Raw genomic sequence first — 20,478 nt, 5'->3', positions numbered from 1 at the left:
GCGCCCCGCGACCAGGCGTGCTGTTCGGCCCCGCCCCCCGCCCCGCGCCCCCCCCCCCCCCCCCCCCCCCCCCCCCCCCCCCCCCCCCCCCCCCCCCCCCCCCCCCCCCCCCCCCCCCCCCGGCAGCTCAGCGCCCGAGGACCCTGTCCTCGCCGCCGGCCCGCTTCGACTCGTCCTTGAAGTCGCTGTACCGGTACGGGTTGTCGAGGATCTCCTTCTCCGCAGCGGGCATGTCGGGGAACATCCCGGCCTGCCAGGCCTCCTCGCCGATCTGCCCGCGGAGGTGGTCGATGGTGTTCTCGATCTCGCGGCGCACCGGCGCCAGGTCGATGCCGACCAGCTTCCCGTCGTGCTTCACGACCCGGCCGTCCACGATCACCGTGTGGACGTCGGCCCGCTGCGCCTGGAACGCCACGTGCCCCAGCGGGTTGAGCAGCGGGAAGGACACCGGGGAGGCGTCGTTCTTGAGCAGGACGACGTCGGCCTTCTTGCCGGCCTCGATGCTGCCGAGGTCGGCGTCGCGGCCGATGGTGTGCGCGCCGCCCCGGGTGGTCCACTCGACGACCTGCTGGGCCCGCAGCCGCAGCTGGGTGATCGTCTCCCCCTTGAGGTGCGCGGTGAGGTGCTCGGACATGCGGTCGGCGTTGAGCGTCGCGCGCATCGCGGAGAACATGTCGCCGCTCCACCACACGCTGGTGTCCATCGACAGCGACACCGGGATGCCGTACTGCAGCACCTGCTCGGTGGGGGCGTGGCCCTGCCCGGCGCTGCACTCGGACTCGGTGGCCACCGAGATGGAGCCGCCGGTCGCGGCGATGCGCTGGTAGGAGTCGCGGGTCAGGGTGGAGGCGTGGACGTAGGTCGTCTCCGGCGTCATGAAGCCGTTGTCGTACATCTGCTGGATGCCGGTGTCGCTGGTGGCGCCCCAGACGCCGGCGTGTGTGGTCACGGGCAGGCCGAGGTCGCGGGCCACCTCGAAGGCGGCCTTCTCGGGGAACGCCGGGTCGCCGGTGACGTCGAAGGCGATCTGCACGCCCATCATGTCGTCGCGGGCGTCGCGCAGCCGCTCCAGGAACGACCGGACGGCGGGGTCGGCGGTCCACTCCCAGGGGCCGGCCTGGATGTTGCCGTAGGCGAGGACGAACCGGCCCGGCACCGACCGCAGCGCGTCCAGCGCGGCCTCGGCGTGGTCGACGGACTGCAGGTTGTGCGACCAGTCGACGGTCGTGGTGACGCCGGCGTCCAGGGACTCGATGGCGGCCAGCCGGTTGCCGGCGGCGATGTCCTCGGGGCGGAACTTCTTGCCGTGCTCGAGGTAGTACCAGACGAAGTACTGGGTGAGGGTCCAGTCGGCGCCGTAGCCGCGCATCGCCGTCTGCCACATGTGCCGGTGCGTGTCGATCATGCCGGGCATGACGATCCCGCCGGAGGCGTCGATCTCCTGGGTGCCCTCGGGCACGTCCAGGCGGGTTCCGACGGCGGCGATCCGGTCGTCGACGACCAGCACGTCGGCGTCGGAGAGGACGGTGCAGGCGCCGTCCATGGTGAGCACGGTGCCGCCCCGCAGGACCACGGGGCGTCCGGCCTGCGGGACCGGGCCGTCGGAACTCGTCATCGTCTCCTCCTCGAGACTGGCGACCGAGCGGACCTGCGTCCGTATACCGGTCACGACATCGGACCGAGCCACCCTCGCGCCGCGTGCGCGACGCTGTCAACACCTGCGGACGCCGTGGCCGCGCTCCGCGCCGTCACCGGCGGCGGCTTGACAGTGACCCAGGTCGCGCCAAGACTCAGGACGCGGTGTGCGGACCCTCGTCCGCATGCCGGTCGCCAGCTATGAGAGGGGCTTGACCGATGACCGCACACGCGCTCCCGCCGGGCGCGACGCCGGGCGGGGGACCGCTCTCGGGCCTGCTGGTCGCCGACTTCTCCCGGGTGCTCGCCGGCCCCTACGCCACGATGCTCCTCGCCGACCTCGGCGCCGAGGTGGTCAAGGTCGAGAGCCCCGCCGGTGACGACACCCGCAGCTGGGCCCCGCCGGTCCGCGACGGGGTCTCCACCTACTACCTCGGTGTCAACCGCAACAAGCGCTCCATCGCCCTGGACCTCAAGGACGCCGACGACGCGGCCGCCGCCCGCGAGCTGGCCCGCCGCGCCGACGTGTTCATCGAGAACTTCAAGCCCGGCGGCCTGGCCCGCTTCGGCCTGGACTACGACACGGTCGCCGAGGGCAACCCGGGCATCGTCTACGCGTCGATCAGCGGCTTCGGCAGCGGCCCGCAGGGCCGGTCGCTGCCCGGTTACGACCTGATCGTGCAGGCCATCTCCGGGCTGATGAGCCTGACCGGCGACCCCGACGGCGAGCCCTTCCGCGCGGGCATCTCGGTGTTCGACGTGATGGCCGGGCTGCACGCGACCATCGGCGTCCTCAGCGCGCTCAACGTGCGGCACGAGACCGGCCGGGGCCAGCACGTCGAGGTGAACCTGCTGGCGTCGGCGCTGTCCGGGCTGGTCAACCACTCGAGCGCCTTCGTCGCCGGCGGCGTCGTCCCCTTCCGCATGGGCAACAGCCACCCGAGCCTGTTCCCGTACGAGCCGCTGCCGTGCTCGGACGGTGACCTGATCATCACCGCCGGCAACAGCGGCCAGTTCCGCAAGCTGGTCGAGGTGCTCGGCGTGCCCGAGCTGGCCGACGACCCCCGGTTCCTGCGCAACGAGGACCGCACCGCCAACCGCGACGAGCTCCGGCCGCTGCTGGTCGAGCGGCTGCGCACGCGGACCAAGCAGGAGTGGTTCCGCGACATCATCGCCGCTGGCGTGCCGTGCGGGCCCATCAACACCGTCGACCAGGGGGTGGCCTTCGCCGAGGAGGTCGGCCTCGACCCGGTCGTCTCCGTGGGGGAGGGGGACGCCGCGGTGCCGTCGGTGCGCAACCCGATCCGCTTCTCGGCCACCCCCGCCGACTACCGCCTGCCCCCGCCGCGGCTGGACGAGCACGGTGCGGAGATCCGCGAGTGGCTGGCCGCGCCGGCCGCCCGCACCGCCGACGGGCAGGAGGGGACGGCGTGAGCGACGAGGGCCGCCCCGTCTACGACACCGCGCTCGGCGCCTCCAGCCTGGAGAGCATCACCCTCCTCGGCTCCGACCTCGCCCGCGACGTGATGGGCGAGGTCGGCTTCGGGGAGCTGGCCTTCTGGCTGGCCACCCAGCGACGGCCGTCGAAGGGGGAGACCCGGGTCTTCGAGGCCGTGCTGGCGGCACTGGCCGACCACGGGTTCACCCCGACCGCGATCGTCACCCGGCTCACCTACCTGTCCGCCCCGGACTCGGTGCAGGGGGCGCTGGCCGCGGGGCTGCTCGGCGGCGGCTCGCGGTTCCTCGGGGTCACCGAGGACTGTGGCCGGTTCCTGCACGACGTCCTCACCACGTTCTCTGCGACCCATCCCACCCGCGATCTGCCCACCGACGACGCCGGGTGGGACGCGCTCGCGCTGGAGACGGTGCAGGCGCAGCGGGCCGCCCGGCGGTTCGTGCCGGGCCTGGGCCACCACGTGCACAAGCAGGGCGACCCCCGCACCCCGCGGCTGTTCGCGATCGCGGCCGAGGAGGGGCTCTACGGCCCCCACCTGTCACTGTTCGCCGCCATCGGTCGCGTGCACCCCCAGGTGCTGGGCAAGACGCTGCCGCTCAACGGCGCCGGCGTCTGCGGAGCCGCCCTGGCCGACCTCGGCCTGCCGCTGGAGCTGCTGCGCGGGTTCGCGTTGCTGGCCCGCACCGCGGGGCTGATCGGCCAGCTGGCCGAGGAACTGCGGCACCCTGTCGGCAACGAGATCTTCCTGTCGGTGGACCTCAACAACCGGTCCGTCGCGCCCGACCCGTACACCCCTGACATCGACGCCAACGGAGGTCGGCATGGCTGAAGTCGCCGCGGTCATCGCGTCCACGCACCACCCGTTCTACTACCGGGCCAGCACGTCGACCGGTGAGGACCGCCCGCCGTTCGCCGACGAGTGGGTCGCCAAGATCGAGCGGTTCCGCGAGACGCTCACCCGCGCCGAGCCCGACGTGCTGGTGATGGTCGGCAGCGACCACTTCCACCAGCTGTGGCTGGACAACATGCCCCAGTTCCTCGTGGGCAAGGCGCCGTTCTTCGACGCCAACTGGTACAACGAGGAGCGCGAGTTCGGCCTGCCGCGGATGACGCTCAAGGGCGAGGAGGAGCTCGCCGCGCACATCCTGCGCGACGGCCTCGACCGCGACTTCGACCTGGCGTTCTCCAACGAGCTGCGGATCGACCACAGCATCACGTGCCCGATCATCACGCTGCGGCCGCAGGCGGACCTGCCGATCGTGCCGATCTACACCAACATCTTCGCCCCGCCGCTGCCGCAGCCGAAGCGGTTCGTGCAGCTGGGCCGGGCCATCCGCGAGATGGTCGAGTCCTGGGAGAGCGACAAGCGGGTCGCCATCATCGGCACCGGCCACCTGTCGCTGGAGCTCGGCGGCCCGCGCCAGTTCGGCGAGCACGGCCCGGACCCCGAGTTCGACCGCAAGGCCGTCGAGTGGATCGCCAGCGGCGACATCGAGGGGTGCCTGGCCGAGGTCTCCCTGGACTCCCTGCACCACCCGGGCAACGCCACCCACGGGTTCATGGACTTCATGCTGATGATGGGCGTCGCCGGCGAGGGCCAGAAGGCCGACCACGTCGACACCCTCGACCTGTTCCACACCATGGAGGCCTACTTCACCTGGTACCCCAACGGGGCCCCGGCCTGATCCCGCGGACGACGACGAGAACGGAGCACCTGCCGTGAGCAAGTACCTGCTCGACAAGTTCCTCTACACCGTCGACCGCGACCCCGACCTGGTCGAGCGCTACCGCGAGGACCCGGCCGGCACGGTCGAGTGGTGGGAGGCCGAGATGGCCGGCAAGATCCTCAACGTCATCGACGCCGAGCGGACGACGTGGCTGTCGTTCACCGACGAGGAGCGCAAGGCGCTGCGCGAGCACGACCACGTGACCCTGTTCCAGATGGGCGCGCACCCGTTCCTCACGCTCACGCTGTTCATCGCCATGTTCGAGCGCGACCACGGCCCGCTGGAGTACCAGAAGGCCTACGGCAAGGCGATGGAGCACATCTCCATGCCGTACCCCGACATCTCCACCTGAGCGGGAGGGGAGCGCCGTGCGTGCGGCCGTCCTGACCACCCCCGGCACGCCGCCGCGGCTCGGCACGCACCCGTCGCCGGAACCCGCCGAGGGCGTGACCCTCGTGCGGGTCACCGCGGCGCCGGTCGTGCCGCTGGACCTGCTCTGCGCCTCGGGCACCTCCTACTTCGGCCGCCCGGCGACGCCGTACGTGCCCGGGGTGCAGGGCGTGGGCGTCGTCGAGCGGTCCGGGGTGCACCCGCTCGGCACCCGCGTCTGGTTCGCGACGTCGGCCGGGATGGCGCCCGGTGACGGCAGCCTCGGCGAGCTGTGCGCGGTGCCGGACGCCGACGTCGTCCCGATGACCGCCGACGTGCCCGACGAGCTCGCCGCGGCCCTCGGGCTCTCCGCCGTCGCCGCGTGGATGGCGCTCACCTGGCGGGGTCGGTTCGTGCCGGGGGAGCGGGTGGTCGTCCTCGGGGCGGGGGGTGCCGTCGGTCAGGTGGCCGTCGGCGCGGCGAAGCTGCTGGGCGCCGGCCGGGTGGTCGCGGTGTGCCGGCCCGGTGGGTCGGCCGAGCGGGCGCACCGGGCCGGCGCCGACGAGGTGGTGCCGCTGTCGGCCGACGTCGACGACCTGACCGCCCGGCTGGGCGAGGCGACCGGCGGGGCGGTCGACGTCGTCGTCGACCCGGTCTTCGGGACGGCGGCGACGGCGGCCTCCCGCGTGCTCGCCCCGTTCGGCCGGCTGGTCAACCTCGGCGGGGCGTCCGGTGACGAGGCGCGGTTCTCCTCCTCGGTGCTGCGCAGCCGCAGCGCCGAGGTGCTCGGCTACACCAACAACGCCCTCACCCCGCAGCAGCGGGCGCAGGCGCTGACCGACGTCCTCGACCACGCCGAGCGCGGCGCACTGGCGATCGACCACCTCGTGCTGCCGCTGGCGGAGGTCGAGCGCGGCTGGACGCTGGCCGCCGAGGGCGCCGGACGGCGCGTCGTGCTCGTCCCCGGCACGCCGCCGGACTGAGGCCGTCCCCGCTCTCCGCCGGGCGGTTGTGGCCCTTGACACACCGCGGAGCGCCGGGCATCGTCCCCGTGTCCGCAAGGCGGACAACTGTCCACTACCGCAGAGCCCGCGCGTTGGAAGGACCCCCGCATGACCACGACCGCACCGACCTCGGCCCCGAGCTACGACGGGGACATCTTCACCGACGAGGCGCTGCTCGAGCCGTACGAGGACTACCGCGCCCTGCGCGAGCTCGGCCCCGCGGTCTGGCTGTCGCAGCACGGCGCGTACGCCGTCGCCCGCTACGACGAGGCGAAGGCCGTCCTCATGGACGGCGACACGTTCCGCTCGGCCAACGGCATCGCGCTCAACGAGCCGGCCAACCAGGCGATCCTCGGCTGCACGCTGGCCAGCGACGGCGAGTTGCACGCGCACCTGCGCCAGGTGGTGGCCCACCGGCTGACCCCGCGCGCGCTGCGCCCGATGAAGGACACCGTCACCGAGAAGGCCGAGGAGCTCGTCGCCGCCCTCGTCGAGAAGGGCTCGTTCGACGCGGTCGCCGACCTGGCCCGGGCGCTGCCGCTGTCGATCGTCCCGGACTTCATCGGCTGGCCGCAGGAGGGCCGCGAGCACCTGCTGCGCTGGGCCGGCGCCAACTTCGACTCCTTCGGGCCGATGAACGACCGGGCCCAGCGGGCGCTCCCGCAGTGCGGCGAGATGGCCGCGTTCGGCGCCGAGATCGTCCGCACCCGCAACGTCTCGCCCGGGAGCCTCGGCGCCGGCGTCCTGGAGGCGGTCGACAAGGGCGACATCTCCACCGAGCAGGCGATGATGCTCATGCTCGACTACCTCGCCCCGTCGCTGGACACGACGATCAGCGCGGTCGGCAGCGCCATCTGGCTGTTCGCCGAGAACCCCGACCAGTGGGACCTCGTCCGCAACGACCCGAGCCTGATCCCGAACGCGGTCAACGAGGTGGTGCGCATCGAGTCGCCGATCCGCTCCTTCGGCCGGCTCACCAGCCGGGACACGACGATCGGCGACGTGGAGATCCCCGCGGGCTCCCGGGTGCTGGTCATCTACGCCTCGGCCAACCGCGACGAGCGCCGCTTCGAGCGGCCCGACCAGTTCGACGTCACCCGCGCCAACGCCGTCCACCAGCTCGGCTTCGGCATGGGCGAGCACGGCTGTGCCGGCGCGGGCCTCGCCCGCATGGAGACCGAGTCCCTGCTGCGCGCCCTGGCGCCGCGGGTGTCCCGCTTCCACCTGGAGGGCACCGAGCGGGCGCTGAACAACCTCATCCGCGCCTTCGGCCGGGTCGACGTCACCGTCGACCGGACCCCCGCGGCGGGCTGAGGCCCCCACCGCGCTCCGCGCTGAGCCCCCCTGCCCGCCGGCAGGGGGGCTCAGTGGCGTCCGGACAGCTGCTCGCCGATCCGCCGGCCCACGGTCTCGAGCAGCGCGGCGGCGCCGGCCATGGAGCGGGCCACGTCGGGCTCGAGCGCGGTCAGGGTGTGGACCGCGTCCAGCCCGGCGTCCCGGGCCTGTTCCGCGCTGATCGAGCTGCGCCCGGCGACGGCGACCACCGGCGTCCCCGACTCGCGCGCCACCGCGGCCAGCCCGACCGGGCCCTTGCCGCGCAGGCTCTGCCCGTCCAGCGACCCCTCGCCGACCACGACGAGCGCGGCGCCGCGCACGGTGTCGGCGAAGCCGGTGAGGTCCAGCAGCAGCCGCACGCCGGGGGTGAGCCGCGCGCCGAGCACGCTGGACAGCCCGAAGGCGATGCCCCCGGCCGCCCCGGCACCCGGGTCGTCCCGGCGGTCGGCCCCGGTCGCCGCGGCGACGACGTCGGCCCACCGGGTCAGGGCGGCGTCCAGCCGGGGGACGGCGGCCGGCGTGGCGCCCTTCTGCGGGCCGTAGACGGCCGCGGCGCCCTCCGGTCCGGTCAGCGGGTTGTCGACGTCGCAGGCGACGACGAGCTCGGCCTCGGCCAGCCGCGGGTCCAGGCCGGTGAGGTCCAGGCGGTCGGCGGCGGCCAGCCCCGCGCCGCCGGGGACGACGTCGGCGCCGTCCGCGGTGAGCACGCGGGCGCCCAGGCCGACGAGGGCCCCGGCGCCGCCGTCGGTGGTGGCGCTGCCGCCCACACCGAGCACGATCCGGCGCGCCCCGGCGTCGAGCGCGTCGGCGACCAGCCGGCCGACGCCGAGGGTGGTGGCGTGCAGGGCGGTCGACTCGGTCGGCCCCGGCGGCGGCAGCACCGCCAGGCCGGCGGCGGCCGACATCTCCAGGACGGCGGTGTCGCCGCGCACCGCGTAGCGGGCCGTGACCGGCTCCCCGAGCGGGCCGGGCACCTCGCAGGTGCGGGCGGTGAAGCCGTGCGCGAGCACCAGGTCGACGGTGCCCTCGCCGCCGTCGGCGATCGGCGTCTCCACCAGCTCGGCGTCCGGCAGGCTGCGCCGCAGGCCGCGGGCCAGGGCCGCGGCCACCTCGGCGGCGCTGAGCGAGCCCTTGAACTTGTCGGGGGCGAGCACGATCCGCGGCGCGGTCATGGCCGTCAGCCGGCGAGGTAGGGGATCGTCTGCGGGCCCTCGGGGAGGTAGCAGACCCGGGCGTCCGGTCCGTGCCGGCGGACCGCCTCGTCGATGGCCCCGGCCAGGTCGGCCGCGGGGACCAGGTGCGCGGCCCGCACCTCGTCGTCCGGCAGTCCGGAGCAGTACAGCTGCACCTCGGCCTTGGCGAGGATGCGCGCCAGCACCTGCACCTGCCACTGGTCCGGGACGCTGAAGCCGGGGGAGGAGATGAGCTCGAGCAGCCCGGCCGGGTCCGGCGCCGCGCCCAGCACCTCGGCGAAGGAGCCGTGCGCCGGCAGGCCGTCGGCGCACTCCGCGGCCACGACCACCGTCCCGCCCGGGCGCACCACCCGCTCGGCGGCGGCCATGCCCTTCACCGCCTGGTAGAGGTTCTGGTCCAGGGGGAAGCCGGAGTTCGTCGTCACCACGACGTCCATCGGGTGCGGGACGGCGCGCATCGCGGCGGCGCGGGCCAGCTCGCAGGCGCGGGCGTGCATGGTGAACAGCTCACCGCACACGACGTGGGTGATCCGCTTGCCGCGGTCGAGCAGCACGTCGAGGGCCAGGTCGGGCGGGGCGGCCGCGGCGCAGGCCCGGATGTCCCGGTGCACCGGGTTGTCCTCGACCACGCCCCAGGTGGCCAGCGGACTGCCGATGCGCGCCGCGTCGTGCAGCACCATCACGGTGTCGAGGCCGGCCAGCCCCGGGGCGACCATCTTCGGCCCGCCGCTGAAGCCGGCGAAGAAGTGCGGCTCGACGAAGCCGGTGGTGATCCGCAGGTCGGCGGCCAGCCACCGGGAGTTCAGCTCCAGCGGCACGCCGTCGCCCACGGTGCCCAGTGAGGTCAGCGACGAGCGGTCGCGGGCGTCGTGGTTGACCACCTCGCAGCGGCTCACGACCTCCGCGCCGAGCATGGCGCGCAGCTCGTCCTCGGTGTTGCCGCGGTGGGTGCCGGTGGCCACCAGGACGACGACCTCGCAGCCGCGGGCGGCGCCGTCGATCTCCTCCAGCAGGGCGGTCAGCATCGCCTCGCGCGGCTGGGCGCGGGTGCCGTCGCACACCGAGACGGCGATGCTCATGCCGTCGCGGACCAGGGCCGCCAGCGGCGGTGCCCCCAGCGGCGCGCGGAGGGCGGCCCGCAGCGCGGCGGCCGGGTCGGGGAGTGCCGGGTCGTCGTGCGGGGTGACCACCAGCGCGCCGTCGTGGCGGGGGACGTCGACGGCGCCCCGGCCGTAGGCGAGGGACACGACCGGAGTCGCCGATCCGATCGTCATCGCTGCACCGTCTCCCTGCGTCCGTCCGTCTGCCGACCGGTCGTACGGTCCTGTCGGCCGGGGGGCCTGTCAAGTTCCCGTCCATGGGCGCCGATCCGGGCTCCCGGCCCGCGACATGTGTCTCTTGACACACCCGCGCGACGCGCCGGAGACTTGCTGCGGATGGTTGTCCGTCAGACGGACACGGCAGCGTCGCCCTCGGGCCGGTGCCGTCGCCTGCACGGACGGCCCCTGCGCAGTGGCCCGTCCTGTCGTGGTCACGCCGACGTCCCGCTCCACCCGACCCGCCACGAGCCTCGCTCAGCAGAACAGGAGCCACCATGACGACGACCGCACCCGACCCGGCCCTCGCCTCCTCGGGCGGGGTGGAGCCGGCCGACCTGGTCGCGGCCGCCCGCGCGCTGCAGCCCCTGGTCCGGGAGAACGCGGCGGCCAACGAGGCCGGCGGGCGGCTCGTCGACGCCGTCGACGACGCCCTCCACGAGGCCCGCCTCTACGGCATGTGGACCCCGCGCGAGCTGGGCGGCGCGGAGTGCGACCCGATCGCGTCGCTGCAGATCGTCCAGGCGCTGGCCGAGGCGGACCCGTCGACGGCGTGGGTGCACATGGCCGCCTCGCTGGCCATCGGCACCGGCGGGGCCTACCTGCAGGACGCCGCGGTCAAGGAGATGTTCTCCGGCGAGCGCCTGCCCGTCGTGGCCGGCCAGGGCACCCGTCCCGGCACCGCGAAGACCGACGGCGACGGCTTCCGGCTCAGCGGCGACTGGAGCTTCGCCTCCGGCATCAAGCACTCGCAGTGGATCCACACGCTCGGCATCATCGAGGAGACCGGCGAGCCGCGGATCTTCGTCCTGCCGGTCGACAAGGCCGAGCTGATCGAGACCTGGGACGTCATGGGTCTCAAGGCCACCGGCAGCATCGACTACAAGATCCGCGACGTCTTCGTGCCCGAGACCTTCACGCACCTGGGCCCGGTCGAGACCCCGCTGCGCGGCGGCTGGATCTTCAAGCTCGGCATCATGCACTTCGCCCTCATCGGCCACTCCGCGTGGGCGCTGGGCGTCGCGCGGCGCATGCTGGACGACCTCGCCGAGCAGGTGCGCGGCAAGGCCGGCCGGGCCGGCTCCATGGCCGAGAACCCGCGCTTCCACGCCACCTATGGCGAGCTCGAGGGCAAGTACCACGCCGCCCGCGCGTTCGTGTACGAGGTGTGGCGCGAGGCGACCGCGACGCTGGAGAACGGCGGCGAGCTCGACTCCGACCAGCGCACCCGGCTGCGGCTGGCGCTCTACAACGCCACCTGGACCGCCGAGGCCATCAGCGTGGAGGTCTACAAGGCGGCGGGCACCGCGGCGCTGCGCACCGGCGCGATCCAGCAGTACTTCCGCGACATGCACGCCGGCACCCAGCACGTCACGTCGGCCCCGCACGTGGTCGAGGGCTGCGGCAAGTTCCTCGCCGGCCTGGCTCCGGACCACACCTGGCTCTACATGAACCTCGTGCCCGAGGGCTGAGCCGCACCGACGACAGAGGGCCGGACCGGGAGATCCCGGTCCGGCCCCCTGTCGTCCGTCCCGGCCGGGTCAGAAGAAGCCGGCGAGCGCGCCGCCGTCCACCGGGTACACCGCCCCGGTCATGAACGACGCCGCGTCGGAGGCCAGCAGGACCGCCAGCCCCTGCACCTCCCGCGGGTCGCCCATCCGCTTCAGCAGCACGGTGTCGGCCCACGCCCGGTCGACGGCGGGGTCCTTGGGGCCGCGGCCGCCGATGTTGGTGTGGAACGGGCCCGGGGCGATGCCGTTGACCCGGATGCCGTCGGCGGCGAGGTCCACCGCGGCCTGCCGCACCAGGTTGGCCAGGGCGCCCTTGGAGGCGCTGTAGCCGTAGCCGACCATCGCGTCGGCCCGCAGCCCCGCCGTCGACACGGTGACGACGACCGAGCCGCCCCCGGCCGGGCGCATCACCCGGGCCGCGGCGCGGACCGTGGCCAGCGTGCCGACCAGGTTCACCGCCAGGGCGCCGTCGAAGGTCTTCCAGTCCAGGTCGTAGAGCCGGCCCTCGGGGGTCCGCACCGACGGGCCGCCCGCGATGCCGGCGTTGGCCACGACCGCGTGCAGCCCGCCGTGCTCCCGGGCGGCGTCGGCGACGGCGGCCTCCACCTGCCCGGCGTCGGAGACGTCGCAGCGGCGGGTGCCGACGGTGCCGCCCGTGGCGGCCAGGGTCGCCGCGGTGCGCTCCAGCTCGTCGCCGTCGACGTCGAGCATGGTGACGGCGGCGCCGGACTGGAGCAGGCCCTCGGCGATCGCGAGGCCCAGCCCGCTGGCCGCGCCGGTCACGAGGGCGTGCTTGCCGTCCAGACGCAGCCGGTCGGGCAGCGGGCGCGGATCGGGCGCGGGGGAGCTCATGCGGGTCGACTCCTCGGAGGTCGGGTCAGGCGTGGTCACGCAGGTCGACGAGCACCTTGAACGCGGCGCTCGTGCGGTCCTCGAGCAGGCCGATGGCGTCGGTCGTGCCGGCCAGGGGCACGCGGTGGCTGACCAGTGCGTCGACGGCGGCGGTGTTGCGGCGCACGAGGTCCGCGGCGGCGGCGAACTCCTCGTAGGTGCAGCAGCTGACGCCCAGGACGTCGAGCTCCTTGATGGGCAGCGGCCCGGGGCTGGTGGGCGCCGAGGCGGCGGTCATGCCGACGACGACCACGCGGCCGCCGTGGCCGGCCAGCTCCAGGGCGGTGCCGAACACGGCGGGGGCGCCGGTGGTGTCGACGACGACGTGCGGCCCCTCCGGCCCGGCGAGGTCGGCCACGGCGCCGGCGAGCCCGGGGGAGTCCGCGTCGGCCGTGGCGAGGCCGAGTCCGGCCAGCAGCTCGCGTCGGGCGGCGACCGGGTCGACGACCAGCACGGCGGCGCCGCGGTCGCGGGCGGCCAGGGCGCAGGAGACGCCGATGGGCCCGGCGCCGAGGACGACGACGGACTCCCCGTCGGCCACCCGCCCGCGGGCCACGGCGTGCACGGCGATCGACACCGGCTCCACGAGGGCGGTCTGCTCGGCGGTCAGCCCGGTGGTGACCACCAGCGCCGCGGTGTCGACGAGCAGGTGCTCCTGCAGCGCGCCGTCCCGGTGGACCCCGAGCAGCTGCAGCCGGCTGCAGACGTTGGCCCGGCCGTCGCGGCAGGGGCGGCACTGCCCGCACGGCAGGACGGGCCAGACGGCGACCCGCTCGCCGGCGGCCGGGCCGCCCGCGGGGTCGGCGGTGGCCACCACGGCGGAGAACTCGTGCCCCTGGACGCGGGGCAGCAGCCCGTCGTGGGACGGGCCGAGGTCGGCGTGGTAGAGGTGCAGGTCGGAGCCGCAGATGCCGACGGCCTCCACCCGCAGCAGGGTCTGGCCCGGCCGCGGAGGGCCCGGCTCCGGCCGGTCGACCAGCCGGATGGTGCCCGGGCCCTCCGTGACCGCGGCTCTCATCGGGCGGCGGTGTCCGAACCGGTGAGGAAGCCCAGCACCTCGGCGGCGACCTCGTCGGGCCGCTCGTGGTGCAGGCCGTGCCGGGTGCGGGGCATGTCCCGCAGCTCGGCGCCGGGGATGGCCTTGGCGTAGGCCTCGCTGTGCTCGCGCGGGACGATGACGTCGATCTCGGCGGCGATCACGAGCGTCGGGCAGCTGATGCGCGGCAGCCGGCCCGGCAGCTCCGGGTTGTGCAGGTAGGGGTCGCGCGCGAACCGGGCGAAGGCCGCCATGTCCTTCTCGGTCTGCGCGATCTGCTCCGGGGGCGGCGGCGCGGAGAGCGCGGCCTCGACGAGCGCGTCGTCGTAGAACAGGGCGCGGACGAGGTCCGGCGGGGCCAGGTTGAACAGGTCCGCCGGCGGCGCCTCGGGCACGTCCAGGCCGGCCGGGGCCAGCAGCACCAGGTGCTCGACGCGGTCGGGGATCGTGCTGGCCAGCTCCGCGGCGGTCCAGCCGCCGAAGGACGCGCCGACGAGGTCGAAGCGGTCGATGCCCAGGTGCTCCAGCAGCCGGAGGTAGTGCTGCACCAGGTCGGCCATGGTGGCGACCTCGGGGAGCTCGTCGCTGCGGCCGAAGCCGGGGTGGTCGGGGGCGATCAGGTCGACCGACTGCGCCATCCGCTCGTGGAACGGCTCCCAGTTGCCCGCACCGCCGGCGGCGTGCAGGAACAGGACCGGGCGGCCCGAGCCCTCGCGGAACAGGCTGATCTCGCCGGAGCCCATCGGCACCCTCGTCGGCGCTGGCCCAGCTGCGGGAACGGTCACGTGAACTCCTGCCTCGACGACGTGAACGGACAGTCGTCCGCCCCGGCCAGCACCGTGACGCATGACACGTCTCGGTGTCAACGGCGGCTCCACCTCAGGGCAGGCGACCTGCCGGATCGCCCGCGCGGGAGGCCGCGGGAGACACGGTCGACACGGAAACGGACAGGTGACCGCCAGACGGTTGACAAGGGAATGTGGCCGCTGTCACTGTTCCGCCACCACCACGGCGCCCCGCCCGCTCCGCGGCTCCCGCGCGGCCCGTGTCCGGCGATCCCCGCAGCTGTGCGACCCCGAGAAGAGGACCACTCCATGGCTCATCGCGTGATCCGCTCACCGCGCACCCGGCGGCTGGCCCTGCCGGTCGCCGCGGCGGCCCTGGCCCTGACGACCGTCGCGTGCGCGCCCACGTCGAGCGGCGAGGGCTCGGCCGAGGCGAGCGGGGAGGCCGTGGTCTCCGACGAGACGCTCGAGCAGCTCCGCGCCGACGTCGAGGAGGCCATGGCGCAGCCGGAGTTCGAGGCGCAGGGCGAGGCCTTCTCCGTGGCGAGCCTGGCCGGCAAGAAGATCCTGTCGATGCCGGTGAGCAGCCAGCTGGAGGGCTGCGACCGGATGGCCCGCACCGTCGTCGACATCGCCAAGAGCGTCGGGATGACAGACAGCACCTACTTCCAGAACGACGGCGGCCCGCAGGCGTGGGTGCAGGGCATGAACCTGGCGATCAACCAGGGCTACGACGGCGTCGCGCTGGTGTGCGGCATCGACCCCGCCGCGCTCGCCCCGCAGATGGAGGCGGCCAAGGCCGCCGGGATCGCGGTGGTCGACATGCACCTGGCCGACGTCTCCGAGGAGCCCTCGGACCTCATCGCCGCCCAGACCAACGGCCAGTTCAACCGGTCCATGGAGCTGGGCGTGGCCCAGGCGCTGGTCGAGGCCGAGGGCCGGCCGATCGACGCGCTGGTCATCACCTCGAACGAGAACCCGCCCTCGATCGGCATGGAGCAGACGGTCAAGGACCAGTTCGCCGAGCTGTGCGGCGACGAGTGCGGTGTCGAGTCGATCAACATCCCGATCCCGGAGTACGCCACCGACCTCACCAGCGCGGTCTCCTCGGCGCTGGTGGCCAACCCCGACATCCGCGCCGTCTTCACCGTCTTCGACGCGCAGACCCCGTTCGTCCTGCCGGCGATCCAGTCCTCGAACGTCGACGCGAAGACCTACGCCTTCGGTGCCGACCGGACCTTCGTCCAGCTGATGACCGACCCGGAGAACCCGATGGGCACCGACATGGGCCCCAACTTCGACTGGATGTCCTACACCGGCGCCGACCAGCTCTTCCGGGTCCTCGCCGGTCAGCAGCCCATCCCGGCGGAGGAGGCCTTCTCGCCCTACCGCCTCTGGACGCCGGAGAACGCGGCCGAGGTCGAGGGCCCCAACGACGGCTTCGGGGACTCCTACGTCGAGGGCTACCGCAGCCTCTGGCTGGACGCGCCCGCCGTCTGAGCGAGCGGGAGGCCCCGGGCACGCAGCCCGGGGCCTCCCCGCGCCCTCCCGCCCCGACCCCAGCGGCGCACCCGCGCTCCGGCCCCAGGGAAGCCCCGGATGACGACCACCGCCCTCGAGCTCCACTCCGTCTCCAAGACCTTCGGTGCGACGAAGGCGCTGCAGGACGTCTCCATGACCGTGGAGCGGGGCGAGGTCCTCGCCCTGCTGGGGGAGAACGGCTGCGGCAAGTCGACCCTGGTCAAGGTCATGGCCGGGGTCTACGACCCCGAGCCCGGCGCCCGCATGGTGGTCGACGGCCGGGAGGTGCCCCTCCCGCTGGAGGCCGGCGCCTCGCGCGACCTCGGCCTGAGCTTCGTGCACCAGGACCTGGGACTCGCCCGGCCGCTCACCGTGCTGGAGAACCTGCTCGGCGGGGTCGCCGAGCGCAGCGGCTCGCGGGTGCGCATCCAGTGGCGGGCCGAGGCCCGCAAGGCCCGCGCGATGCTGCGCAGCTACGGGGTGGACGTCGACCCGCTGGCCGTCGTCAACGACCTCCCGCCGGTCCAGCAGGCGCTGGTGGCCATCGCCCGCGCCGCCGAGGAGCTCAAGCAGTACCGGGAGCGCACCGGCGCGTCGTCCTCGGTGCTGGTGCTGGACGAGCCGACGGTGTTCCTGCCCGAGGAGGAGGTGCAGTTCCTCTTCGACCTGATCCGCACCATCGTCGCCTCGGGCGCCAGCGTCGTGTTCATCTCCCACGACCTGCCCGCCGTCCGCGAGATCGCCGACCGGGTCACCGTGCTGCGCGACGGCCGGCTGGCCGCCACCGCCCGGATGAGCGAGGTCAGCGACGACGAGATCGTCGAGCTGATCGTCGGCCCGGCGATCGCCAAGCTCGACGCCTTCGGCCACGGGCACGCGCTCGGGGCGCACGAGGCCACCGAGCCGCCGCGCACCTTCGACCGCTCGCCCGCCGTCGGGCTGCACGTCACCGGCCTGCGGGGCGGGCAGGTGCGGGGGCTGGACCTGCACGTCGCGCCCGGTGAGGTCGTCGGCCTGGCCGGGCTGCTCGGCTCCGGAGCGGAGGAGGTGCCCTACCTCCTGTTCGGCGCGAAGCAGGCGACCGGCGGCGAGCTGACCCTCGACGGGACGACCGTGCCGGTCGCGCGGCAGCAGCCGGCCACCGCGGTCGGCATGGGGCTGGCGCTCATCCCCGCCGACCGGCGGCGGGACGCCATCGCCCCGGCCGTGTCGGTCGCGGAGAACATGATGCTGCTGGTGGTCCGCCGCTTCCGGAAGGGCGGCCGGCTGCGCAACGGGCAGCTGCGCGACACCGCCGACGCCCGGGCCGAGGCCCTCGACGTCCGGCCGCGGCGCACCGACCTGCCGGTCGGCACCCTCAGCGGCGGCAACGCCCAGAAGGTCGTCGTCGGCAAGTGGCTGGAGATCGGGCCGCGGGTCCTGCTGCTGCACGAGCCGACCCAGGGCGTCGACATCGCCGCCCGCGCCGAGATCTACCGGGTCGTCAAGCGGGCCACGGAGGGCGGCATGTCCGTCGTCTGGGTCTCCAGCGACTTCGACGAGCTGGCCGCCGTCTGCGACCGCGTCGTCGTGGTCAGCGGCGGGGCGGCCGGCGCCGAGATCCCGCTCCAGGACATCTCCCCGGAGACCATCACCTCCGGCGTCTACGGGGCCAGCACCAGCCAGTCCACCATCCTCCCGACCGTTGAACAGGTGGCACGATGAGCGCGACGGACGCCGTCGAGACGAAGGACCCCCAGCCGGCGCCGAGCGTGGCCCAGGGCCGCGGCGCGGTCCGCGGCCGGTGGGGTGAGAAGGCGGCGCTGCCGATCGCGTGGCTGGTGCTCTTCGTCGTCTTCGCCGCCCTGGCCCCGGACACGTTCCTCTCGATGGGGAACATCGCCAACATCCTGGGGTCGCAGTCGATCCTGTTCATGCTGGCGCTGGCCGCGCTGCTGCCCACCCGCTCCGGCGACCTCGACCTGTCGCTGGGCAGCATCGGCGGGCTCTCGGCGATCCTCGTCGCGGTCCTCAACGTCCAGCACGGCGTCTCGCTGCCGCTGGCCTGCCTGGCCGCGGTCGCGGTGGGCGCGCTGTGCGGCGCGTTCAACGGTCTGTTCGTGGTCAAGTTCAAGACCGAGCCGTTCATCATGACCCTCGGCACCGGCACCCTCTTCGGCGGCCTGGTCTTCTGGATCGCCAACTCGACCACGATCGTCGGCGTCGACCGCGACCTGTCGATGTGGACCTACCTGCGCCAGATCGGCCAGGTGCCGGTGCAGTTCTACTACTGCCTGCTGGTCATGCTGGTCATCTGGTACGTCATGAACTACACCCCGCTGGGCGTGCGGAACCTGTTCGTGGGCCAGTCCCGCGAGGTGGCGGTGCTGAGCGGCATCAACGCCGACCGCATCCGCTTCGGCGCCTTCACCCTCGCCGGCGTCATCGCCTCCCTCGCCGGCATCCTCTACGTCGGCACCACGGGCTCGGCGGGCCCGACGTCGGTCGAGACCTTCCTGCTGCCGGCCTACGCGGCGGTGTTCCTCGGGGCCACGACCATCCAGCCCGGCCGGTTCAACGCCCTGGGCACCGGGGTGGCCGTGCTGTTCCTGGCCACCGGCACCGCGGGGCTGCAGCTGCTCGGCGCGCAGGACTACGCCCAGCAGCTGTTCTACGGCGGCGCGCTCGTGGCGGCGGTGGCCATCTCGCGCTACCTGCGCCGCAGCTGAGCGGCGAGGGCATGGCACCCGGACTCGGCTTCGGCCAGCCGCGCGACGGCATCATCCAGATGGCGTACGTCGTGCCTGACATCGACGAGGCGATCGAGCAGTGGGTCGGCGAGCTCGGCGTCGGGCCGTGGTTCCTGCTCGACTCCTCCACCGGCGTCGACCCGGTCTACCGGGGCGGGCCCAGCCGGGCCGACGTGGCGCTGGCGATGGCGTTCGCCGGGCACGTGCAGATCGAGCTCATCGCGCCGCAGGACGACGCGCCGTCGGTCTACCGCGAGACGATCGAGCAGCGCGGTCACGGCTTCCACCACCTCGGCGTCGTCACCGACGACGTGGACGCCGGCATCGCCGAGCTCGAGGCCAAGGGGTACGAGCTGGCCTTCCGGGCCGGCGTCCCGACCGGCGGCGAGGTGGCCTGTCTGGACGGCGGCCCCGGCCGGCCCGGCATGATCGAGCTCATCGAGTACGGCCCCGGCATGGACGCCGCCTTCACCGCGTTCTGGCGGGCCTCGCTGGACTGGGACGGCACCGACCCGGTCCGTCCCTTCGGCGCGCCCGCTGCCGACGACCCCGGGAGGACCCCCTGATGACCCACCCCGCCGAGCAGCCCGTCGAGATCACCGCCGTCCCGGACGCGCCGGTCGACCCGGAGCTGCAGGCCCGGTTCCGTGAGGTGATGGCCGGGGTGCCGACGCCGGTCTCGGTGATCACCAGCACCCTCGGCGGGCTGCCACACGGGACGACGGTCAGCGCCTTCGCCTCGCTGTCGATGACCCCGCCCATGGTGCTGGTCAGCCTGGACCGCGGCTCGGACCTGCTGGCCGTCGTCCGGGAGTCGGGGCGGTTCGGGGTGAACGTGCTCGGCGCGCACCAGTCGCACCTCGCGCTGGCCTTCGCCCGCAAGGGCGGCACCGGCAAGTTCCAGGGCGTGCGGTGGGAGATCGACTCGGACCTGCCCCGGCTGCCGGGCGCGCCGGGCTGGCTGGCCTGCGAGGTCGCCACCCTGGTCGACGGCGGGGACCACGTGGTCGCGCTCGGCACGGTGGTCGCCGCCGAGACGACCGAGGGGCAGCCGCTGACCTACCACGGCCGGGTGTTCGGCACCCACGCCGCGCTGGAGCTGCCGTGACGGCGCGGACGCCGCGCGGCCTCAGGCGGTCGCGGTGTCCCCGCCCGCCGGCCGGGCGACCTCCACGTGCGGCCGCGACTGCCACAGGGCCCACTCGGCGCTGACCTCACCGGCGGTGTGCAGCAGCCGCGGCAGGTGCTCCTGCACCAGGCGCTCGGTCGAGGTCTCGGCCGCGTGCACGGTGACGTTCATGGCCGCCCGGACCGTGCCGCTGCCGTCACGCACCGGCACCGCGACCGACCGGATGCCCGGCGCCAGTTCCTCGTCGGCCAGCGCCCAGCCCCGCGCCCGGACCTTGACCAACTCGTCCCGGAGCCGGTCGGCGTCCGGCGGGGGCACCGGGGGCAGCCCCGCGCGGCTGGGCTCGGCGAGGGCGGCGTCGAGCTCGCCGGGGGAGAGGGCGGCGAGCAGCACCTTGCCCTGCGAGGTGCGGACGGCGGGGAAGCGGGTGCCGATCTCGACCCGGAGCGTGATGATCCGGGGTACCGCGACGCGGGCGACGTAGACGATGTCGGAGCCGTCGAGCTGGGCCATGGACGACGACTCGCCGGTCTGGGCGACCAGCGACTCCAGGTGCGGTCGCGCGATGTCCCAGAGGCCGAGCGCGCTCACGTAGGCGGTGCCGAGGCCGAGGACCCGCGGGGTGAGGTGGAAGACCCCGCCGCTGGAGCGGACCAGGCCCAGCTCCTCCAGGGTGAGCAGCAGGCGCCGGGCGGTGGGCCGTGCCAGCCCCGCGGCGGCGGCCACCTCGGTGAGCGACATGGACGGGCGCTCGGCGCCGAAGGCCGCGATGACGTCGAGGCCGCGGGCCAGCGCCTCGACGAAGTCCGGTCCCGTGCCGCGTCCGGCCATCGCCCCACCC

19 protein-coding genes are annotated in these 20,478 nt (G+C 74.2%); 12 read left to right on the top strand and 7 right to left on the bottom strand.

Translation table 11 applies throughout. From position 1 onward, the window contains the following. Positions 1-127: 127 nt before the first annotated feature. The gene (locus ACI78Q_RS20635) at positions 128-1,615 is read right to left on the bottom strand and encodes an amidohydrolase family protein (protein WP_456925326.1); all 1,488 of its coding nucleotides are present in this window, start codon (positions 1,613-1,615) and stop codon (positions 128-130) included. A 239-nt stretch (positions 1,616-1,854) separates the two neighbouring features. On the opposite strand from ACI78Q_RS20635, the gene ACI78Q_RS20630 reads away from it, so the two are divergent. The 6 genes from ACI78Q_RS20630 to ACI78Q_RS20605 all read left to right on the top strand — a co-directional run bounded on the left by ACI78Q_RS20630 (position 1,855) and on the right by ACI78Q_RS20605 (position 7,505). Beyond that, complete coding sequence (locus ACI78Q_RS20630; protein ID WP_456925325.1) at positions 1,855-3,069, top strand: CaiB/BaiF CoA transferase family protein; 1,215 nt, start codon at positions 1,855-1,857, stop codon at positions 3,067-3,069. Continuing rightward, entirely contained in the window at positions 3,066-3,920 is an 855-nt protein-coding gene (locus tag ACI78Q_RS20625; RefSeq protein ID WP_456925324.1) for a citryl-CoA lyase, read from the top strand. The genes ACI78Q_RS20630 and ACI78Q_RS20625 overlap by 4 nt, the downstream gene beginning before the upstream one ends. Next, positions 3,913-4,776, top strand: coding sequence for a DODA-type extradiol aromatic ring-opening family dioxygenase (locus ACI78Q_RS20620; RefSeq protein ID WP_456925323.1), 864 nt, complete (start codon positions 3,913-3,915; stop codon positions 4,774-4,776). Before ACI78Q_RS20625 ends, ACI78Q_RS20620 begins: the two co-directional genes overlap by 8 nt. Before the next feature lie 34 nt (positions 4,777-4,810). Then, positions 4,811-5,170 carry a hypothetical protein gene (locus tag ACI78Q_RS20615; RefSeq protein ID WP_456925322.1) on the top strand — a complete coding sequence of 120 codons (360 nt, stop codon included), beginning with the start codon at positions 4,811-4,813 and terminating at the stop codon, positions 5,168-5,170. A gap of 16 nt (positions 5,171-5,186) precedes the next feature. Then, on the top strand, positions 5,187-6,170 hold the full coding sequence (locus ACI78Q_RS20610) for a quinone oxidoreductase family protein (RefSeq protein ID WP_456925321.1): 984 nt from the start codon (positions 5,187-5,189) through the stop codon (positions 6,168-6,170). A gap of 129 nt (positions 6,171-6,299) precedes the next feature. Continuing rightward, entirely contained in the window at positions 6,300-7,505 is a 1,206-nt protein-coding gene (locus ACI78Q_RS20605; RefSeq protein ID WP_456925320.1) for a cytochrome P450, read from the top strand. 50 nt (positions 7,506-7,555) lie between these two features. Here the strand turns inward: ACI78Q_RS20605 and ACI78Q_RS20600 are convergent, their stop codons facing one another. Both ACI78Q_RS20600 and larA read right to left on the bottom strand, forming a co-directional pair. Further along, positions 7,556-8,698: a glycerate kinase gene (locus ACI78Q_RS20600; RefSeq protein WP_456925319.1), complete on the bottom strand. Its 1,143-nt coding sequence runs from the start codon at positions 8,696-8,698 to the stop codon at positions 7,556-7,558. Between the two features lie 5 nt (positions 8,699-8,703). After that, entirely contained in the window at positions 8,704-9,993 is a 1,290-nt protein-coding gene (gene larA / locus ACI78Q_RS20595; RefSeq protein ID WP_456925318.1) for a nickel-dependent lactate racemase, read from the bottom strand. Between the two features lie 320 nt (positions 9,994-10,313). Between larA and ACI78Q_RS20590 the strand changes: the two genes are divergently transcribed. Continuing rightward, positions 10,314-11,507: an acyl-CoA dehydrogenase family protein gene (locus ACI78Q_RS20590; protein WP_456925317.1), complete on the top strand. Its 1,194-nt coding sequence runs from the start codon at positions 10,314-10,316 to the stop codon at positions 11,505-11,507. Between the two features lie 69 nt (positions 11,508-11,576). Here the strand turns inward: ACI78Q_RS20590 and ACI78Q_RS20585 are convergent, their stop codons facing one another. Genes ACI78Q_RS20585 through ACI78Q_RS20575 form a run of 3 tightly spaced genes read right to left on the bottom strand, consistent with a single transcriptional unit; the run spans position 11,577 to position 14,216 of the window. Further along, positions 11,577-12,398 carry an SDR family NAD(P)-dependent oxidoreductase gene (locus ACI78Q_RS20585; protein ID WP_456925316.1) on the bottom strand — a complete coding sequence of 274 codons (822 nt, stop codon included), beginning with the start codon at positions 12,396-12,398 and terminating at the stop codon, positions 11,577-11,579. Between the two features lie 25 nt (positions 12,399-12,423). After that, positions 12,424-13,455, bottom strand: coding sequence for a zinc-binding dehydrogenase (locus tag ACI78Q_RS20580; protein WP_456925315.1), 1,032 nt, complete (start codon positions 13,453-13,455; stop codon positions 12,424-12,426). Beyond that, positions 13,452-14,216 (bottom strand): alpha/beta fold hydrolase, encoded by a 765-nt coding sequence (locus ACI78Q_RS20575; protein ID WP_456925314.1) that lies wholly within the window; start codon positions 14,214-14,216, stop codon positions 13,452-13,454. The genes ACI78Q_RS20580 and ACI78Q_RS20575 overlap by 4 nt, the downstream gene beginning before the upstream one ends. Positions 14,217-14,567: 351 nt before the next feature. On the opposite strand from ACI78Q_RS20575, the gene ACI78Q_RS20570 reads away from it, so the two are divergent. From ACI78Q_RS20570 to ACI78Q_RS20550, 5 genes are all read left to right on the top strand, one after another. Further along, positions 14,568-15,758, top strand: a complete 1,191-nt coding sequence (locus ACI78Q_RS20570) for a sugar ABC transporter substrate-binding protein (protein ID WP_456925313.1) — start codon at positions 14,568-14,570, stop codon at positions 15,756-15,758. Positions 15,759-15,857: 99 nt separating this feature from the next. Further along, the gene (locus ACI78Q_RS20565; protein ID WP_456925312.1) at positions 15,858-17,483 is read left to right on the top strand and encodes a sugar ABC transporter ATP-binding protein; all 1,626 of its coding nucleotides are present in this window, start codon (positions 15,858-15,860) and stop codon (positions 17,481-17,483) included. Continuing rightward, positions 17,480-18,487 carry an ABC transporter permease gene (locus ACI78Q_RS20560; protein WP_456925311.1) on the top strand — a complete coding sequence of 336 codons (1,008 nt, stop codon included), beginning with the start codon at positions 17,480-17,482 and terminating at the stop codon, positions 18,485-18,487. Before ACI78Q_RS20565 ends, ACI78Q_RS20560 begins: the two co-directional genes overlap by 4 nt. An 11-nt stretch (positions 18,488-18,498) precedes the next feature. Then, a complete protein-coding gene (locus ACI78Q_RS20555; protein WP_456925310.1) occupies positions 18,499-19,074 on the top strand; it encodes a VOC family protein in 576 nt (191 codons plus the stop codon). Further along, positions 19,074-19,616, top strand: a complete 543-nt coding sequence (locus tag ACI78Q_RS20550; protein WP_456925309.1) for a flavin reductase family protein — start codon at positions 19,074-19,076, stop codon at positions 19,614-19,616. Before ACI78Q_RS20555 ends, ACI78Q_RS20550 begins: the two co-directional genes overlap by 1 nt. Positions 19,617-19,637: 21 nt before the next feature. Here ACI78Q_RS20550 and ACI78Q_RS20545 read toward each other — a convergent pair whose 3' ends face one another. Next, positions 19,638-20,468 carry an IclR family transcriptional regulator domain-containing protein gene (locus tag ACI78Q_RS20545; RefSeq protein ID WP_456925308.1) on the bottom strand — a complete coding sequence of 277 codons (831 nt, stop codon included), beginning with the start codon at positions 20,466-20,468 and terminating at the stop codon, positions 19,638-19,640. Positions 20,469-20,478 lie beyond the last annotated feature (10 nt).

The organism is Geodermatophilus sp. SYSU D00705, assembly GCF_054050135.1.
This window is presented reverse-complemented; position numbering and strand designations above follow the sequence as displayed.

Bases quoted from the DNA above. Each gene is read 5' to 3' on its own strand.
- ACI78Q_RS20635 (WP_456925326.1), bottom strand. From the start codon at position 1,615: ATGACGAGTTCCGACGGCCCGGTCCCGCAGGCCGGACGCCCCGTGGTC.
- ACI78Q_RS20630 (WP_456925325.1), top strand. From the start codon at position 1,855: ATGACCGCACACGCGCTCCCGCCGGGCGCGACGCCGGGCGGGGGACCG.
- ACI78Q_RS20620 (WP_456925323.1), top strand. From the start codon at position 3,913: ATGGCTGAAGTCGCCGCGGTCATCGCGTCCACGCACCACCCGTTCTAC.
- ACI78Q_RS20605 (WP_456925320.1), top strand. From the start codon at position 6,300: ATGACCACGACCGCACCGACCTCGGCCCCGAGCTACGACGGGGACATC.
- ACI78Q_RS20600 (WP_456925319.1), bottom strand. From the start codon at position 8,698: ATGACCGCGCCGCGGATCGTGCTCGCCCCCGACAAGTTCAAGGGCTCG.
- larA (WP_456925318.1), bottom strand. From the start codon at position 9,993: ATGACGATCGGATCGGCGACTCCGGTCGTGTCCCTCGCCTACGGCCGG.
- ACI78Q_RS20590 (WP_456925317.1), top strand. From the start codon at position 10,314: ATGACGACGACCGCACCCGACCCGGCCCTCGCCTCCTCGGGCGGGGTG.
- ACI78Q_RS20585 (WP_456925316.1), bottom strand. From the start codon at position 12,398: ATGAGCTCCCCCGCGCCCGATCCGCGCCCGCTGCCCGACCGGCTGCGT.
- ACI78Q_RS20580 (WP_456925315.1), bottom strand. From the start codon at position 13,455: ATGAGAGCCGCGGTCACGGAGGGCCCGGGCACCATCCGGCTGGTCGAC.
- ACI78Q_RS20575 (WP_456925314.1), bottom strand. From the start codon at position 14,216: ATGGGCTCCGGCGAGATCAGCCTGTTCCGCGAGGGCTCGGGCCGCCCG.
- ACI78Q_RS20570 (WP_456925313.1), top strand. From the start codon at position 14,568: ATGGCTCATCGCGTGATCCGCTCACCGCGCACCCGGCGGCTGGCCCTG.
- ACI78Q_RS20565 (WP_456925312.1), top strand. From the start codon at position 15,858: ATGACGACCACCGCCCTCGAGCTCCACTCCGTCTCCAAGACCTTCGGT.
- ACI78Q_RS20560 (WP_456925311.1), top strand. From the start codon at position 17,480: ATGAGCGCGACGGACGCCGTCGAGACGAAGGACCCCCAGCCGGCGCCG.
- ACI78Q_RS20555 (WP_456925310.1), top strand. From the start codon at position 18,499: ATGGCACCCGGACTCGGCTTCGGCCAGCCGCGCGACGGCATCATCCAG.
- ACI78Q_RS20550 (WP_456925309.1), top strand. From the start codon at position 19,074: ATGACCCACCCCGCCGAGCAGCCCGTCGAGATCACCGCCGTCCCGGAC.
- ACI78Q_RS20545 (WP_456925308.1), bottom strand. From the start codon at position 20,468: ATGGCCGGACGCGGCACGGGACCGGACTTCGTCGAGGCGCTGGCCCGC.